This is a genomic window from Candidatus Omnitrophota bacterium, from assembly GCA_028716565.1.
In the GTDB taxonomy this organism is placed as follows: Bacteria; Omnitrophota; Gorgyraeia; order Pluralincolimonadales; family Pluralincolimonadaceae; genus Pluralincolimonas.
Genome location: JAQUPL010000003.1, coordinates 1 through 16090 on the forward strand (window position 1 = coordinate 1; position 16090 = coordinate 16090).

General features: G+C 42.1%; 19 protein-coding genes and 2 tRNA genes. All 21 read left to right on the forward strand.

The window, feature by feature from the left end:
* The first annotated feature begins 47 nt into the window (after nucleotides 1-47).
* The 21 genes from PHO67_04485 to PHO67_04585 all read left to right on the forward strand — a co-directional run bounded on the left by PHO67_04485 (nucleotide 48) and on the right by PHO67_04585 (nucleotide 16063).
* Nucleotides 48-126: transfer RNA gene (locus PHO67_04485), tRNA-Asp, on the forward strand.
* A 283-nt stretch (nucleotides 127-409) separates the two neighbouring features.
* Nucleotides 410-931 carry a DUF3972 domain-containing protein gene (locus PHO67_04490; protein MDD5546401.1) on the forward strand — a complete coding sequence of 174 codons (522 nt, stop codon included), beginning with the start codon at nucleotides 410-412 and terminating at the stop codon, nucleotides 929-931.
* A 78-nt stretch (nucleotides 932-1009) separates the two neighbouring features.
* Nucleotides 1010-1600, forward strand: coding sequence for a hypothetical protein (locus PHO67_04495; GenBank protein ID MDD5546402.1), 591 nt, complete (start codon nucleotides 1010-1012; stop codon nucleotides 1598-1600).
* A 47-nt stretch (nucleotides 1601-1647) separates the two neighbouring features.
* On the forward strand, nucleotides 1648-3417 hold the full coding sequence (locus PHO67_04500; GenBank protein MDD5546403.1) for a site-specific DNA-methyltransferase: 1770 nt from the start codon (nucleotides 1648-1650) through the stop codon (nucleotides 3415-3417).
* The gene (locus tag PHO67_04505; GenBank protein MDD5546404.1) at nucleotides 3414-6134 is read left to right on the forward strand and encodes a DEAD/DEAH box helicase family protein; all 2721 of its coding nucleotides are present in this window, start codon (nucleotides 3414-3416) and stop codon (nucleotides 6132-6134) included. Before PHO67_04500 ends, PHO67_04505 begins: the two co-directional genes overlap by 4 nt.
* On the forward strand, nucleotides 6094-6885 hold the full coding sequence (locus tag PHO67_04510; protein MDD5546405.1) for a hypothetical protein: 792 nt from the start codon (nucleotides 6094-6096) through the stop codon (nucleotides 6883-6885). The genes PHO67_04505 and PHO67_04510 overlap by 41 nt, the downstream gene beginning before the upstream one ends.
* Before the next feature lie 98 nt (nucleotides 6886-6983).
* Nucleotides 6984-7784 carry a hypothetical protein gene (locus PHO67_04515; GenBank protein ID MDD5546406.1) on the forward strand — a complete coding sequence of 267 codons (801 nt, stop codon included), beginning with the start codon at nucleotides 6984-6986 and terminating at the stop codon, nucleotides 7782-7784.
* A gap of 101 nt (nucleotides 7785-7885) precedes the next feature.
* Entirely contained in the window at nucleotides 7886-8596 is a 711-nt protein-coding gene (locus PHO67_04520) for a hypothetical protein (GenBank protein ID MDD5546407.1), read from the forward strand.
* Between the two features lie 71 nt (nucleotides 8597-8667).
* Nucleotides 8668-8985, forward strand: coding sequence for a septation protein SpoVG family protein (locus tag PHO67_04525; protein MDD5546408.1), 318 nt, complete (start codon nucleotides 8668-8670; stop codon nucleotides 8983-8985).
* A complete protein-coding gene (locus PHO67_04530; GenBank protein ID MDD5546409.1) occupies nucleotides 8960-9415 on the forward strand; it encodes a hypothetical protein in 456 nt (151 codons plus the stop codon). The genes PHO67_04525 and PHO67_04530 overlap by 26 nt, the downstream gene beginning before the upstream one ends.
* A 435-nt stretch (nucleotides 9416-9850) precedes the next feature.
* Entirely contained in the window at nucleotides 9851-10063 is a 213-nt protein-coding gene (locus PHO67_04535) for a helix-turn-helix domain-containing protein (GenBank protein ID MDD5546410.1), read from the forward strand.
* 85 nt (nucleotides 10064-10148) lie between these two features.
* Entirely contained in the window at nucleotides 10149-11234 is a 1086-nt protein-coding gene (locus tag PHO67_04540; GenBank protein MDD5546411.1) for a site-specific integrase, read from the forward strand.
* A tRNA-Asp gene (locus PHO67_04545) sits at nucleotides 11216-11307 on the forward strand. The genes PHO67_04540 and PHO67_04545 overlap by 19 nt, the downstream gene beginning before the upstream one ends.
* A gap of 136 nt (nucleotides 11308-11443) precedes the next feature.
* Entirely contained in the window at nucleotides 11444-12151 is a 708-nt protein-coding gene (locus PHO67_04550) for a hypothetical protein (protein ID MDD5546412.1), read from the forward strand.
* An 81-nt stretch (nucleotides 12152-12232) separates the two neighbouring features.
* Nucleotides 12233-12499 (forward strand): SemiSWEET transporter, encoded by a 267-nt coding sequence (locus tag PHO67_04555; protein ID MDD5546413.1) that lies wholly within the window; start codon nucleotides 12233-12235, stop codon nucleotides 12497-12499.
* Nucleotides 12496-13218 carry a hypothetical protein gene (locus PHO67_04560; GenBank protein MDD5546414.1) on the forward strand — a complete coding sequence of 241 codons (723 nt, stop codon included), beginning with the start codon at nucleotides 12496-12498 and terminating at the stop codon, nucleotides 13216-13218. The genes PHO67_04555 and PHO67_04560 overlap by 4 nt, the downstream gene beginning before the upstream one ends.
* Nucleotides 13219-13227: 9 nt before the next feature.
* A complete protein-coding gene (locus tag PHO67_04565; protein ID MDD5546415.1) occupies nucleotides 13228-13596 on the forward strand; it encodes a metallopeptidase family protein in 369 nt (122 codons plus the stop codon).
* A 75-nt stretch (nucleotides 13597-13671) separates the two neighbouring features.
* Nucleotides 13672-14910, forward strand: a complete 1239-nt coding sequence (locus PHO67_04570; GenBank protein MDD5546416.1) for a cache domain-containing protein — start codon at nucleotides 13672-13674, stop codon at nucleotides 14908-14910.
* Nucleotides 14911-14914: 4 nt separating this feature from the next.
* A complete protein-coding gene (locus PHO67_04575) occupies nucleotides 14915-15280 on the forward strand; it encodes a hypothetical protein (protein MDD5546417.1) in 366 nt (121 codons plus the stop codon).
* Between the two features lie 11 nt (nucleotides 15281-15291).
* Nucleotides 15292-15645, forward strand: coding sequence for a hypothetical protein (locus PHO67_04580; protein ID MDD5546418.1), 354 nt, complete (start codon nucleotides 15292-15294; stop codon nucleotides 15643-15645).
* 13 nt (nucleotides 15646-15658) lie between these two features.
* Nucleotides 15659-16063 (forward strand): protease inhibitor I42 family protein, encoded by a 405-nt coding sequence (locus PHO67_04585; GenBank protein ID MDD5546419.1) that lies wholly within the window; start codon nucleotides 15659-15661, stop codon nucleotides 16061-16063.
* Nucleotides 16064-16090: the final 27 nt, after the last annotated feature.

Consider the following 16090-nt stretch of genomic DNA (forward strand, 5'->3'; position numbering starts at 1 on the left):
TTCCCCACGGGAGCAACACCCCATTTTTTGACAAGAAGTGTTGCGACGGGCCCGTGGTGCAGTCTGGTCTAGCACGTCAGATTGTCGATCTGAAGACCGCGAGTTCAAATCTCGTCGGGCCCGCCATAACTTGCGCCCCGTAACTATGTTGCGGGGCTTTTTCTTTTTCCCACCTTTAGCGAATATTAGCCAATTTTAGTACCGGATAGGCACGGTTTGGGCACAAGGCGAGTAGGGTGCCGCGGGTCTTAATTACCCACAATTAGGCCACATTGACCTAATTTTCACTCCACATCAGCCAGAGGAATTACGCTTGAAAACTGACAGCGCGGGTGGTAGACTCAACCTAGGGCAGTACAAAAACCTACAAAAATCGAATTCGTATATTATATGTTAGCTGAATAACAACATGACAAATGAAATTATTTTTTTCACTCAAATAGCCTCAATCGCCTCTTTTATTATAGCGTTATTTATTCTATATCGCATCTTAGTTAGCCAAAAAGATGCCACAATCGAACTACTAAAAGAAAAAAACACTTTCCTTAAAGATAAGATTGCCTTAATTCAAGAAACTGCACCCGATGCATTAGCAGAAACCCTATCCAATCGTATTCACCTTTTGCAGGAAGAATTAGACCGTCTATCGAAGGATCAAGTAAACAATAAAGAGATTATTCAGAAGAAAGAAAAAGAGCTTCAAAATACTCAAGAAGATTTTAAGAAGTTAAAAGAACAACTCGAAGAAATTCAAAATATGGCAAGTGAATACTTTTGCCCTCATTGTAAAGCACCCATGGTATCTCGAGCATATCACGATGAAGTCACTGAATACGGAGATGTAGATCATGAATTTATTGATTTTGAGTGCGGTTATACAATTATAGATGGAAAAGAAGAGCGCCCTTGTAAATATAAGAAAAATAGCTAACATTTCACTCCAGCGAACTGCGCCAGCCATCCTTCATCAAGGGCTAGCCACTGAGTTCAAACGTTAGAGAAAAGAATTATGGGAAAAATTTCAGGAACAATAATCATTACTCTTGTAATCATACTATGCTTGGATCGGACAATATTTGACAAGCAAAGCTTATACATCGCTATAGGCGGAACACTCATAGGTTTTTTGGGTGCTTTTTTAATATACCAAATAGGCATTATGTTTGATAAAAAAGAAACGCAAAAATTACAAGGGAAGAATACAAAATATATATACCAACTTTATAAGATGGAACTAGAAATGAATAAAAAGCACATAAATGACTTAATCGAGAAAAGGTGGGTGCCTTTTTATAAATTAAAAACAATAACCAGGGACAAATTATGGGGTGAAATAGCTGATTATTCAAAAGATATAGAGTTAATGAAAAAATTAAACTATACCTATGGAGAATTCGAACTTATAAATAATAAAATAGACCTTATGATTACGGCGCGCATGGCGAATATTGAAAAATCAAAGGTAGATAAATCAAATGAATTAGAAAATGAAAAGTTAAAACAATTAGATGGAGTTATCGGCTTGGGGAAAAACGTACTTCCTGACATTGATAAGTGTTTAGGCATCTTGAATAGGGCCATAGAAAATCAAACCGAATAAAATTTAGCAGTATCATGTTGAAAAGTTTTTGAAAGGCAAAATCGGATATGGAAAACGATAGAAATTATAAAGGTGCGTTACGCCTTGATTGGATAAATAAGAGCCTTTCGCTCTATTACGAGATTGACGAAAAAGAAGGGAAAGGTGTTCGGCCAGTTTGGGTGGCAAGAAATGACATCCGCGTTGCCGAACCACGCATTTTAAAGTTTCAAAAACACTACGGTGATGTAAAGAGCGAGAATGTGCTTATAAAAGGCGATAACCTTTTAGTCCTTCGGAGTTTAGTTGAAATGTTTAAGGGCCGGCCGGACAAAGAAAAAGTGAAGTGTATTTATATTGATCCGCCATTTAATACCGGCAACGCTTTTAAGTATTATGATGATAACCTTCGACATTCTGAATGGTTAACAATGATGAGGGACCGTTTATATCTTTTGCGCAAGTTGATGAAAAAAGACGGGGTCATCTTCGTAAATATCGACAACGACGAATTGCATTATCTTAAAGTTATAATGGATGAAATTTTCGGTAGAGAAAATTACATCACGACGGTTGCAATGAAAGCAAAGGCCCCATCCGGCGTAGCGACTGGAAGCATGATTTTTGACGTCTCTCAATACCTACTTTGTTATCGTGGACCGCAGAAGCCAAAAGTTTATAAAAATAAAATCATTAAAGAAATTATTGATGAATCATCAAAAACAGCTGAACAGTATAGCTTACTTTTTGTAGATGAAGGGAAACAAGGAAAAGTCGTTAATGAATTGAAAACTAAAAGTGGGAATGTAATAAAAATAAAAAAACATACGAATTATAAAATTAAAAGAATTTCTAATGGAGAAAAGAACGTTGCCTGCTACTTAAAGAATTTTGATAAAATCTTCAGGACAGCAACTCTCTCCGGTGGGATCGAAAAACAGATAAAAAAACTCATACCTGACAGTGGCCTCTATTCATACATTCATGTGCCGAACAAAGGAAAGTATGCTGATATTCCAACAAAGTATTATGTTTATAATAAAGAAGGTGTTTTATTTTTGAAAGAGGTTGCCGAAATTGCTGAAATTGAAGACGAGAAAGGCGATTTAGCAAAAGTTCCAGCAAAACTAGAGTTAGTCAGTAATATATTTACAGATGATTTGTGGCAAGGTATTTCGGGAGAAGGCGATGTTGAGTTTCAGCAAAACAAAAAACCAGAGAAATTGATTCAGCGTTTATTAGAGTTAGTAACGTGTAAGGATGATTTAGTATTAGATATTTTTGCCGGCTCTGGAACAACCGCAGCGGTAGCGCATAAACTTGGCCGGCGCTGGATAACTGTAGAAATTGGCAGACAAGCAGAAGAGTTAATCATTCCTCGTCTTTTAAGAGTTGTTAATGGAAAAGATCAGACTGGGATTAGCAAAGATATAAATTGGAAAGGCCAAGGTGGTTTTAAGTACTATCAGCTCGGGGAAAGTGTAATACACGAACATGACATGAACTGGGCTCTGAAGTCAGGGGAAATGGCGGAAGCTATCTTTTTGCATTTTCAATATAGACCCGTGAAAGCAGATTGGCTGAAAAATGAAAATATGCATCTAGGCAAACATCAATCGGCCCGTTATAACTTTGCCCTTGCCTTTGCTTCAAGTAAAATTGAGACATTAACGGAAGATTTATACGAAACAATTGTTATTGAGTTGGCTAAGGAGAAATTCAAGCATTTAACAATTTTTACCAATGTTGCAGTTTCTGTGCCTCCGGCGTCGCTTGACGAGCGTATTTTGATAAAGAAAATACCGGCAGCAATTTTGAGAGAATACAATTTGCTATGAAAACTAAATCGCAAACATTTTATGACTTAGTAAGTCAGGATCAGCAATACAAAATCGCTATTGGTTCGCCGTCGCCAAAAACAATTGAAAATTACGATAAAATACAGCACTTGCTCAAGTTCGCCCTACGTCCTTATCAAATAGAAGCATTGAGCGCATTTCAGCTTTTTTGGAAAAATGGCTTTGACAGCCGGAGCTTAAAACAAAAGACTCTTCAACAAGAGAAAAATAATGAAGGCAAACTTGTAGAATGGCATAAAGTTGGCTTTGAAATGGCAACCGGATCCGGCAAAACGCTTCTTATGGGCGCAATAATTTTGGATTTGTATCACAAAGGATTTAAGGATTTTCTCATTTTGACCCCAAACACAATTTTATTTGATAAGACGATCGAAAACTTTACCCCTCGCGCGGTGAAAAGTATTTTTGGGGACGGCTGGAATTTAACCTACAACTTAGTAAGTGGCAATTCATATCGGGACAAAACCTGCAACTACGAGGAAGATCGCGACATTTCATTCTATGTGTTTAATATGCAGAAGTTTTATGACAAAACCGCTTCGTCAGGGCAAAAGGATGGCGAAGATACAATGAAAGGCACTCCGTATGTGCGCCGTCCGCTTGAGGATTCGTTGTGGCGTGATAAGAGTGGAAATCATACCATTTCGTTTGTAGAATTTTTGCGCGAACGCCGGCCGGTTATTATTTCCGACGAAGCACATCACTATCAACAAAAGCAAACTACAGAAGCCATTTTTGAGTTTTTGCCGGGGATAGTGCTTGAATTTACCGCAACATCGCTTGAAAAAGGTGGAAGCGAAAGTTTTGGGCAAGATAATCTCTACAAGTATCCAATGCAGAGATACATCAATGAGAGATACGGCAAGAGAATTTTTGCCGTCGGTTGCGGAACAGGCGACGATAAAACGCCGGATATAGTAACTGATAGTGATAAGCAAAAGTTGGTGTGGGGCATGTTAATACACTTGCTTAAATACGAGGCGCTTTCGGCTGTAAATGCTCCAGTGAAAAAAGCAATGTTGCTTACCAGGGCGAGATCAATCAAGCATGCGGATGCAATTGATATTTATCTCCGAAACTGGCCGGCTTCAACAGGAAACGAGATCGAAGATGTATTAGAGCAAGTTAACAGAGAAGGAACGGATATCGCTAAAATTGTTAGACAATATATGCCCAAGAAAAAAACGGAGCTAATTGAAAAATTAACGCGAATAGCAAAATCAGTTTTTACCATTCATAGCGAAAACAAAAGCCAAGAAGAGGTTTTGGCAGATTACCAGTCGCTTGATGACAACGAAACGGAGATTGTTAATCAAGTTCGCATATTTACTGAAGGTGTTGATTATGACAATTTTTATACGATTGTAGTTTTGGGCGATACTGTTCAAAAAGTTGGACTTGTAGCAGCTCAACTTATCGGTCGCGGGTTGCGGCTTTATAAAGAAAAGCGAGAATTTGATGTTTTAGGACATGATTTGAAAGAGCAGAGCGAAATTTTACATGTGATTTGTGAACGTGGTCATCGGTTCGACCAGATCGTTAATGAAATAAGGCAGAATCTTCAGTTGTCAACATTAACCATAGAAATACCAACTGAGGAGGAAGACCGAGAAAACAAAGTTAATCGAAAGATTATCGATGACTACGAAATCCCAATTTTACAAATCAAGCCAATCGCTACTGGAAAAAGTTTTGAGGACGCATTAAAAGATAAATCACTCAGCATTGCGGCGTTTATAGACGAAGTGTGTGTAGTTTTAAAGGGCGAAAAAGTTTTGAAGCCAGAAGTTTTGGCGATGGTAGATTATGCCGAGATTACAGCAGATGAAATTACATTGCAAGGAGACAAACCGAAGACAACTCGACGAACAATAGCTTTAGCAAAAACTGATATTGCGCATTGGGCATTAGATTTTATTGAGCAAACGGGATCATTTATAGGAAATAATTCTTTTAACACGGCAAAGAAACTGATCGAAGCAATAACCAACTCTGGAATACAGGTTGATACCGCTTACGGTATTGATTATAAGCGTGCACTCAAGGCATTAAAGAAAAGCATTATTTGGTTTTATGGAAAAAAATCATTCGAAATTATGTTCAAAGGTCAATTCAATTTCCAGAAGAAGAACGTGAAGAATATTTTTATGGACGAGATAATTACAGTGCGTAAACGAGATGGATTAACGATGAATTTAATTCCATCTCATCAGCCGATGTCTTCACACCTGCAACAAAAAGGAATTATCGTTGAAGGGTATAAATATTCTGTTAGGCCATATGTAAAGTTTGATTCTCCACCAGAAAAATGGGTTGCTGATGCACTCGAACATCTTTGTGAGTTGGATAAAAAGAAAAAAAGCTTTTGGGTCAGAAATGAACCAAAGACTGAATACTCCGTTGAAGTAAAGCCAGCTCCATTTTATCCCGATTTTCTTGCGTTTATTGGCGGAAAATGGATTATCGTTGACGTAAAAGGTAAACATCTTGCAGAAGGAAAACAGATTGACGATCGTAAGAAGGCCCTAAAGCTTTTGGACAAAAAAGGCGGTATTAAAACTTTTTTCCTTGTTGATAACGTTATGGAAAATAAAGGCTTCAAAGCAGTCGAAATTGCGACTGTTAATGATTTTGAAGGATTTGATGAATTGCGGCATGAAGAACTTAGCATTGAGGAATTTATCAAAAAGATGTGAGGAAGAGAGGAAAAACAAAGAAATGACTTTAAACAAAAGGAATGATTATGGTGATTATCAGTTCGGCCAAGCTGATAAAGGCAATTCTCTGACAAAAGCAACGGATTTCGTCAAAGAAATCGTAAAGGATGCATCTCCTTTTTTGGATGCCTGCGAATATTATAATTCTGAAAAAAAACTAGGTAAAGCTCCTGCGGTTGAATTGCCAGGCGGCAAACTTGTTATCGCCCCAGATGTTATTTGCCGAACAAAAAAGGGAAATATTTTTTGGATTGAAGCAAAAGATAAATCTCAAAGATTCTACAAACCCGACACAGGAGCTGATCTTTTTCAAGTGTATGGTTGGTATAAGGTTTGGTCTAAGTTAAATCAGCCAGTATTTATAGTTTTTAAAGACCCTGATTTTGATTCATGTTTGCCAAGAAAAACTGTAGATCGAAAATTGGTCGAGACCTTTAAAAAGCGCTGGGAATTGTTTAAAGGGAGACCTTATGGTGGCTGGTTAAACACATTACTTGTACTCCAAGAACAATATCCTCAGATTTTCGCTGAAAGATCAAGAGATATTCCCATGTTTATTTTCTATTTCCTCGTTTATTTAATGCAAGGCAATATTACTTGGGAGAAAATAATTAACGATTTAGACAGCGACACTATTGGTGACATCCAAAAGGAAATTAGCGCTTATTTTGAGGGAAGATTGATAAATGAAAATGAAATTGAAGCGAAAATAAAAGAACTTTTTTCTTAAAATGTACGTTCAAAACAAAGCGAATAACACCCCTTATCAAAGTCTTTTCATAAGAGCTTTTTTCTCTCATTTAAAATATAGGGTAAATGCCGGCACGCATGGCACTGAGAAAAACAAGAAACGTGTCTATGGATAAGTATGTTACCAGCAAGACGGGCGTTAAGGTTTATAGGGATTATCGCGATCAGGTAACGATAGATAAAGACAACCCACTTCTTAAGACTAAAGCAAGCCTACCGAGAGAAACCTATAACAGAGGAATCATAAAAGGACTATCCAGATTCGGTAGTGAGAATAGTGAAGACATCAAGACTTGGAATGTATTTAGATCGCTACAATTGAATAAAAACATGAAAAAGTATTATGGATTGATAGGCTTGCAGGATGATTGTGAGAGAATGCTATTCTGGGGGATGGATGCTGATACCTGCAAATTCGACAAAGACTTAAAATCGGTTCTTGATAAAATAGAACCGCCTACATTATGGACCGTGCAACAGACAGAGCCAGATGTTGTGATTATAGGAAAGAATTCAGTTGTATTTAATGAGTCAAAGCTAGGCAAGCCCGAGGCTAATATCGATGCGTGGAACCGCAAAGATGAGTTTTCAGATAAGCATAAGCTTTATAGAAAGAATGCCGAAAAATACTTTAAGAAAAGTTTTATAAATGACTTCGATTTACAGGGTAGGAGGTTTTATCAATTGGTCCGTAATTACATAATAGGCTCAAGTTTTGCTGAAAAATTAAATAAAAAGTTTTATTTAACGACTTTGGTTAGCAAAGACAATAAGGCGATAAGTGGCCTATCCCACAAGGCAGAATTTGATCTGTTTTGCTCAAACTTGCAAGGTAGCTCTACTTGCTATTTATTGACTTGGGACCAATTGGATAGTTAGTTCGGGAAAACTTAGAGCGATCCAAGAGATGCCAGCGCGTAATAAATATTCTGCGTGGACGTGAGGAAGAAGTGAGGAAATCTCCAAACAATAGCAGATACTTGAGGATAGATACTCGACCATTTTGGCGTACTGTCATTGTCTATACAGAAAAGGAAAAGAAAGAGATTCAGGCATATTTCCCAAAGGAAAAGCAAAAGGTTGCTCTGAAGGAAACTGCAGAGCATGTTTCTACATTGGTTAGATGGTTGAGCCCGGATATAACCCTAAAAAATATTAAACGTAAGGAAAGCGTCCAGCAGTTGCAGGCATTACATGATCATCTGCAGTCTTTAGAAAATACATTGCAAGCTTATTTACAGCAAGGCTCACATCAAAATACAATTAAGCTTAAGCAGCAATTTTATAGTTTTATTCATCCGGAATACCCCCAGATAACATTGCAGACATTAAACGATTTAATTTTGTATCTTAAATTAGCATGTAAAGAAGTTATGAAAAATCCCGGAAAACCTGGATGGAAAGATCAGAGCTATCATGAAGCCGTTGAGAACTTAGCTGCCGTTTGGAAGAACCATACCAATAAGGAGCCCAAGCTCCAAAATAAGTGCTATAAAGTTGACGAATATCAAAATAGTCAAAAGACGTGCGGGCCGTTTCTGGACTATCTCAATATCTCCATTAAATCCGCTATTTGTCATGCCAATAAACAGCGTAGAAAAAAAATCTCCCTAAATGTAAGTCTTGCCAATGTCGCCAGAGATGTCATTCGTTGCCGGAAAAAATCTATGGCGGAAATCTCTTCAAAATAGCCCAAAAATCTCCATAAGCGTTATTAACGTCTTCACGCTATACTCTGCCTTATAAAGAAGAGGTAACGAAAATGAAGACGTTAATATCAATCTCCGAAATCCAAATCATTCCAGTTAAACCAAATAACGGTCTCATAGCATTTGCCTCCTGCGTAGTAAATAATCAATTCTACATAGGCAATATTGCAATCTACACTTCTTTATCAAGTCAAGCCGGTTATAGGCTAGTCTATCCCACCAAAGTTTTACCTAACGGAAAGGCCTTAAGCTGTATTTATCCTATTAACAAGATTGTAGGTAGCGCCGTACAGGAGGCTATTATAAATAAATATGAAGACTTGATGAAAAAGGTGGTGGGAAAGAATGAAGCGATTAACGCCGGCTTGTAGATCGTTTTTGTACTATTTAATGAATCAATATACTTACTTCAGTAAAAATGGGAAGTTGGCGGGAGATGGGTCATTTTTTAAAGCAGACTCTGAAGCGGCAGGGTATTTGGGTGTATGCCCAAGAACAATCAAAAGGTGCAGAGGTCACTTAAAGGAGATAGGTAAAATAAAAGCCGCAGAGGGTAAATGGAGTGGTAATGCCACACGATATTGGCTATTAGAAAAGGATGACAAAATGTCACCCTTTCAGTCAGGCATAAAGGACGACAAATTGTCCGCAAAGGTTGACAAATTGTCCAATAAAGGGTGTCAAAATGTTACCCCAAATAAAGAAAAGAAAGAGATAAATCAAGAGACATTAAATGATCTTCAAATACAAGAAATGCACAATGCATTTCAAGAAACTATCAAAAAATCTTTCTCCAAATAAAGGAGGTTCGTCAAAATGAAATCATTAACGCCGATAAAGGCGATTAGAGCCAAATGCCTTATCTGCTCAGCGCAGCAACCATCAGAGGTCCGTAACTGCGTGATATTAGACTGCCCTTTATTTCACTACAGGTTTGGCAAGAACCCAAATAGGGGTGGCATAGGGGGCCAAACTTCAATTCCTGTACAGGAAAACAGTAGCTGAGTAGGGGTTATTGGCCGGAAGCCAGCAGAAGCATATCTGGCTAACCCTAAAAGTATCAATTTGAATATACGTGCGTGAGTGCGTAAAAAATGAGGGAAATAGGCAATATAAAAAAGGTAACAAGGTAATGAAGGTAATGTATATAAAAAGGTAAGAAAGTAATGTGAAATAAGGTAAAAAGGTTCGAAAGGTTCGGTAAATGCACCTAAAAAGCAGGAAACCCAAGCTTAAATGGCAGGGAATGGAAGCATAGGTTATATGGAAAAACGATTTTTAGGCATGGAAGAAGCTTCTGAATACTTAGGCTTAACCAAGGGGACTCTCTATGGCTGGGTTTGCCACAAGAAGATCCCTTACTTAAAAATAGGCCGACTGGTAAAGTTTGATCTGCGCGAGATAGAGGCCTGGCTTAAAGACAGGAGGGTAAAAAGTGTCGAATTATAGCTTGACTTCCCCCTCACTTCAGGGTAGTCTTGTGACTGACGGCTATACTATAACACATTGAAATACAATAGGTTATATCAAAAATATGGCGATAAGAGAACGCGACGGTAAATACTTTATAGACTATTACGCCAATGGACACAGGGTTCGCGAGGCCATAAGCGGCAGCAGGGCTCTTGCCGAAAAAGTCTTACGCAAGAGACAGAGCGCGATTGATGAGAACAGATACTTGGATATCAAGCGCAGCGAAAAGATCAGATTTGAGGATTTCCTCGAAGACTACCTTGAGCACCATTCGAAGCTAAATAACCGCTCCTGGAAACGCGCCGAGATACCAAACATGAAGCGCCTTAAGGCGTACTTTTCAGGGCGCCTTTTGCAGGAAATCACCCCTCTCGATGTCGAGAAGTTTAAGGCCAAAACTTTAACCGAGGTCAGCCCCGCCACAACCAATCGTTGCCTCGCGCTTCTTAAGTCCATGTTTAATAAGGCGACCATCTGGGGAAAGCTTAACGGCCCGAACCCGGTTAAGGGGATAAAGCTATTCAGAGAAGAGAGCCGGCTTCGTTTTCTTGAGAAAGAAGAGATCGCCACGCTCCTTAAGTATTGCAACGGATACTTATATCCAGTCGTTACCGTTGCTTTGCATACCGGAATGCGAAAGTCAGAGATCCTAAACCTTAAATGGCATGATGTCGATTTTAGCCGCGATAACATATATTTAAGCCAGACTAAGAACGGGGAGAAAAGAGAGGTTTCCATGAACTCCCTGGTGAGGTCAACGCTTATCAAAGTAAGGAAGCATCCGAGCAGCCCTTATATTTTTGTAAACGCAAAGGGAAAACCCTATACTGATATACGAAAATCATTCCACGCAGCCCTGCATAAGGCCGGCATAAGAGACTTTAGGTTCCACGACCTAAGGCATACCTTTGCCTCGCAATTGGCGATGGCAGGGGTGGACCTGAACTCCATCAGGGAGCTTATGGGGCATAAGTCAATCAAGATGACGCTACGCTACAGCCACCTATCGTCCGGCCATAAAAAACGAGCCGTTGAGGCATTAAACAACCAGATAGGCACGATTTGGGCACAAGAGCCGGTTAACAAGACAGAGGAAACGGCCACACCGTCACAATTGTTGACAAATTCGGGGGTTATGGTAATATGAAAATGGCGGACGACGAAAGCACGTCAGATTGTCGATCTGAAGACCGCGAGTTCAAATCTCGTCGGGCCCGCCATGTTTTACCAGAAGGTCTTGAAAATGGATAAAATACACAAATAGGAATCAAACCAAGGCGTTAGGAAACTAACGCCTTTTTTGTTTGAAAGGAAACCAAGGTGAAAACATTTCCGGGGCTAGAATAAGGAGGGGAAATGGAATATGTAATAATTTTAATTACGTTAATACTAGCAATTGTCGGAATTTGGTTTAAAAATGAATCTTCTGGGAATGTAAACTTTATAATTATTTTATTACTCGTCACGTCTACTCTGTTGAGTATTTATCTTAAGTATTCAGATACCAAAAAGTATATTTATCAAAAAGATAGCGGCAGATTAACGTTTCGGATAAGGAATAATATATCTTATCCAACGTTTTCCATAGGTTCGGCAAAACTTGTTAAAACTGGTAATGATTTCGTGCTTTTTAATATATTAGGGGACGATTTGGATGTAAAAATAGAAAAATCATACCTTTTCTGGAAATTATTTCCTCGTAGTCAGTATAAACTCAATCTTACGTTAAGAAACGAGAAAAACGAAATATTGGCAAAGGTTAAAGATAATGTTTGGCAAAGGAATCCGATTTTAACGTTAGATAAAAATTTTACTAAAGATGCATTAGAGATTTTAGATAAAGAAGGGAATGTTATATTGCGCGTTAGAATTTTGGGTGATGTTTTAGATTTTTCAGGTAGGTTTTATAGCGATACAGGTGACGGTATCGCGTTATGTGAAAGCGTAGAGCCGAAGGGAGGGCTTATGGAAATAAAGCATAATGGCGAAAAGCTAGAAGCGAGAATTAAACCTATTTTCAAATACCCCTCTGCGGAGTATCCGGGAGTCTTAGAAAAGCATTAAAATAGCATATATCGAAAATAGAAATTAGAGTGAAATATACGCAATTAGTGACGGACCAAAAGAGAAAATATAATATAAAATATGGATCACGTAACTCTTCTCGGCCTCCTCGCCGCCGCATGCACGACGATCGCGTTCTTCCCGCAGGCGTATAAGGTCTACAAGACACAGCATACGCGAGACCTGTCGATGCCGATGTATGTCCTCTTTTCTATAGGCATACTGTTGTGGCTTATTTATGGTATTATGATAAATAATCTGCCGATAATATTTGCCAATGCAGTGACTATAGTTTCGTGCGTATATATCCTGGCGATGATGGCCAAAAACAGGGGGGGCAAGGCGTGAAACGCTTCGCGATAGCGGTAGTCCTGCTTTACGGCGTTATCTTATTCGTCCTGACCGTGCCGGTCTTCCTCGCGGCTTTTTATCCCGAGCTTACCTATGATAATGCGATAGAGGTAATTGCATCCTTGAGGTATTGGGTGTTGTTCGCGGTAATGCTCATCTGCCAGGCGGCGTTATTGGGCATACCCATCGAGACGGGGAGCAATCGCCCTATAAGGAAACGCTCAATAATCTATTCCGTCATCGCGATAAGTTTTGTAATGACCGGGCTGGCCGTCGGCATTTTTGCCGCCATCACCGAAACCGTGATAAAAGGCCCGGAGGGGTACTCCTGGCTTATCCTCGGCTTAAACTTTTCCGAGGCCAAAGAGTGGCTGGCCAAACCGCCGGTCCAGATATATATAATCTCGTTTATCGCCGTATGGTTTCTCTGGGGCGCGGTCTTTTACAGGTGGAGCAAGAAATACGATCCCAGGAATTTCGTGGAACGGAAATGCAGGCTTATGTTCAAGGGGAGCGTCCTCGAACTGCTCGTCGCGGTCCCGACGCACATCATCGCCAGGAGCAGGGATTATTGCTGCGCCGGATTTTCGACTTTCATAGGGATAGCGCTGGGGATCTCGGTAATGCTCCTTTCCTTCGGCCCGGGCGTCTACTTCCTGTTCCTCGACAGGTGGAAGAAACTGCACCCTCAGGTGCATCCCCAAGGGGAGAAATAAATAAGCGATATGGACGCTAGATCCTTCGAGGCCCTTGTCGTCGCGGCCGTCGAGAGCCTGCCCGAAGAAATAAAACAGAAACTCGAGAATGTCGGCGTCGTCATCGAGGATGAGCCAACTGCGGAGCACAAAAAGGCCGGTGGTTCAAACGAAGACGGTTACCTGATGGGGCTCTACCAGGGAGTGCCGCTCTCCAAACGGATGCATTATTACGGCAATGTCCTTCCCGACAAGATAACGATATTCAAAAATAACATCGAGCGCGTCTGCCGCACGGATGACGACATAAAAGAGGCGGTCAGGCGCACGGTGATCCACGAGTTCGCGCATCATTTCGGCATCTCGGACGAGCATATGAAGAATTCCGGCACTTATTGATGGTAGCGCAGAAGCGCTGCCATTGACTATCTATTTCTATGGTGGTAAACTTCTTTTTATCCCGGAAGGAGAATAATGAAAAAGAAGATATCGATATATGGTTTTATCCTTGCTTTTATTCTCACGTCCGCCGCCCAAGCCGCCGAGAGCGACAACTCCCTGGATATCATCCTGAAACTCCAGGACAAAATAGACAGCGCCTTTATTAAAATGGATTCCGGCGCGGCTTTTGCCGCAAGGGAGATCCAGAAGACCGGCGCCTCGGGTAATGAGGGGCGGAAGATCATCGCCGACCTCGCCAGGTCGAGCCCTTACGCGGTTGATTGCTCGTACATCGACGCCAAGGGGATAATGGCCATAGTCGAGCCGGAAGAATATAAAAGCTGCGAAGGTTCGGATGTCAGCGGCCAGGAACAGGTAATTCGTATTCAAAGGACCCGCCGGCCGGTCATGAGCGACGCCTTTAAATGCGTCGAGGGTTTTTACGCGTCGGACATAGAGCAGCCGGTATTTTCGGCGAGGGGGGATTTCGCCGGGTCTGTCAGCCTGCTTTTCAAGCCGGAAGACCTGCTTTCGGCTGTGATAAAGTCGGTGACGAATGACCCGTCCCTGTATATATGGGTGATGCAGAAGGACGGGCGCATTCTTTATGATCCGGACCCGGATCAGATAGGGAGGATGTTATTCAGCGATCCTCTTTATGAGCCGTTCCCGGATACGGTAGCGTTCGGCAGGAAGATCGCCGCGGACAGGACAGGTTCGGGCTCGTACAATTTTTACGACCTGGGGACCACTAAACCCGTAAAAAAGAATGCAGTCTGGACTACCATTGCCCTGCACGGCACCGAGTGGCGGCTGGTCGTGGCGACGAAAGAGTTCTCGGCGAACGATAAACAGGATGCGGTCATAAAGAACGCCACGCAGCAGGCGGTCAGCATGCTCCAGGCCGTATATGACAGGGCGCAGAAGGATAACATGACGCTTGACCAGGCGAAAGAGGCGGGCGCCAACCTGTTGAGGTCCCTGCGCTACGGCGACGACGGCAAGGGATATTTCTGGGCGGATACTGTCGCGGGCGTAAACGTCGTCCTCTACGGTGACAAGAAAGTGGAGGGCAAGAACCGCCTTGACGCGAACATAAACGGCGTTAATTATATCCGGGAGATAATTACCCGCGGCAAACAGCCGGGCGGCGGTTATACCGATTACTGGTTCCCGAAGCCGGGCTCGTCCGAACCTTCGAAGAAGAGGGGATACAGCCTTCTCTTCAGGCCTTTCGGGTGGGTCGTCGGCACGGGCTATTATCCGGACTGAGACCATGAAAAAATACATTTATCTTTTGGCTTTGGCGATAGTTTTAGCGCCGTTCACGGCCGCCGCCGGCGGCATAGGGACACTCATGCAGGTCGGGAAGAGCATGGACGATATACAGCGCGATTATGACAAAGAGACCGCTGTTTACGGCCGGGTAAAAGAAGCTGTCGCCAAAGGCGCGATAAAGAAGGGCGTGAAGCAGGCCGCGGTCTTGAAATACGGAGAGCCGGTGGCTATCGTGACCGAGACGGCGAGCAAGAGGCAGATATGGGTCTACAGGCCCGGCACGACAGACCTCTTGAATAAGCCGAAAATACGCCTCTTCTTCGACGATAGCGGCGCGCTCGACCAGATAACCGTCATAGAATAGGGGAAGAGGGAATGACAAAGATAATCATTACGCTTTTGATAGCGGTCCTGGGGACCGTCGCAGCCGCGCCCTGCTATTGCCAGCAGGAGCAGGGAGAGCTTCGCAAAGTCAAGGCCGTCGACGGGACGATCTTCGACCTGGACTGGGCCGGGTCAAAGATGGTCGTAAAATGGCTGGACGGTCAGGATAACAGCTACCGCGAGCTGGTCCTTGCCGTGCCCGATAATGCGGTCATAAGGAAGGGCGCGGAAGAGATAGATTTTTCAGAGCTGCAGATAGATGACGCCGTCACCGTCAGGTATTACGAGAATCCCGACGGGACAGGCACGCTCATAAGCCTCGAAGACACCACACCGTCACCGTAAAAGTGGAGGCCAAATGTTAAACGTTAAAAGGGGTTCCGCCCTCATATTGATCGCCGCGTTCCTCCTCTCCGGGTGCGCAGTAGACCGTTCCATGGAATCGAAGAAATTAATCGAGAAGGACAACGGCAAGCTGGTCGAGCTCACGACAGGGAACACCCTCATAATCGAGCTTCCCGGGAACCCGACAACGGGTTATATGTGGGAGATCGTGTCGGTAAATACTTCCGTGCTTAAACAGGTCGAGAGCGCCACGAAATTCAAGGCCGATACGAAACTGACAGGCTCTCCGGGAAAGGTCACGCTGCGCTTTAAGGCGGCAGGACCGGGGAAGACAATGCTCAAGCTTGTCTGTCACCGGTCGTGGGAGAAGAAGATCGCGCCGTTAAAGACCTTTCAGGTTGACGTCGTGGTCAACTGACGTTTGCGATAAAATAGATTTTGACGC

What these genes read in the sequence shown, in the direction of transcription:
- PHO67_04570 (MDD5546416.1), top strand. Translation starts at nt 13,672, where the DNA reads ATGAAAAAGAAGATATCGATATATGGTTTTATCCTTGCTTTTATTCTC.
- PHO67_04490 (MDD5546401.1), top strand. Translation starts at nt 410, where the DNA reads ATGACAAATGAAATTATTTTTTTCACTCAAATAGCCTCAATCGCCTCT.
- PHO67_04580 (MDD5546418.1), top strand. Translation starts at nt 15,292, where the DNA reads ATGACAAAGATAATCATTACGCTTTTGATAGCGGTCCTGGGGACCGTC.
- PHO67_04550 (MDD5546412.1), top strand. Translation starts at nt 11,444, where the DNA reads ATGGAATATGTAATAATTTTAATTACGTTAATACTAGCAATTGTCGGA.
- PHO67_04530 (MDD5546409.1), top strand. Translation starts at nt 8,960, where the DNA reads ATGAAGCGATTAACGCCGGCTTGTAGATCGTTTTTGTACTATTTAATG.
- PHO67_04510 (MDD5546405.1), top strand. Translation starts at nt 6,094, where the DNA reads ATGAAGAACTTAGCATTGAGGAATTTATCAAAAAGATGTGAGGAAGAG.
- PHO67_04495 (MDD5546402.1), top strand. Translation starts at nt 1,010, where the DNA reads ATGGGAAAAATTTCAGGAACAATAATCATTACTCTTGTAATCATACTA.
- PHO67_04500 (MDD5546403.1), top strand. Translation starts at nt 1,648, where the DNA reads ATGGAAAACGATAGAAATTATAAAGGTGCGTTACGCCTTGATTGGATA.
- PHO67_04540 (MDD5546411.1), top strand. Translation starts at nt 10,149, where the DNA reads ATGGCGATAAGAGAACGCGACGGTAAATACTTTATAGACTATTACGCC.
- PHO67_04525 (MDD5546408.1), top strand. Translation starts at nt 8,668, where the DNA reads ATGAAGACGTTAATATCAATCTCCGAAATCCAAATCATTCCAGTTAAA.
- PHO67_04565 (MDD5546415.1), top strand. Translation starts at nt 13,228, where the DNA reads ATGGACGCTAGATCCTTCGAGGCCCTTGTCGTCGCGGCCGTCGAGAGC.
- PHO67_04585 (MDD5546419.1), top strand. Translation starts at nt 15,659, where the DNA reads ATGTTAAACGTTAAAAGGGGTTCCGCCCTCATATTGATCGCCGCGTTC.
- PHO67_04535 (MDD5546410.1), top strand. Translation starts at nt 9,851, where the DNA reads ATGGCAGGGAATGGAAGCATAGGTTATATGGAAAAACGATTTTTAGGC.
- PHO67_04515 (MDD5546406.1), top strand. Translation starts at nt 6,984, where the DNA reads ATGGCACTGAGAAAAACAAGAAACGTGTCTATGGATAAGTATGTTACC.
- PHO67_04555 (MDD5546413.1), top strand. Translation starts at nt 12,233, where the DNA reads ATGGATCACGTAACTCTTCTCGGCCTCCTCGCCGCCGCATGCACGACG.
- PHO67_04575 (MDD5546417.1), top strand. Translation starts at nt 14,915, where the DNA reads ATGAAAAAATACATTTATCTTTTGGCTTTGGCGATAGTTTTAGCGCCG.
- PHO67_04505 (MDD5546404.1), top strand. Translation starts at nt 3,414, where the DNA reads ATGAAAACTAAATCGCAAACATTTTATGACTTAGTAAGTCAGGATCAG.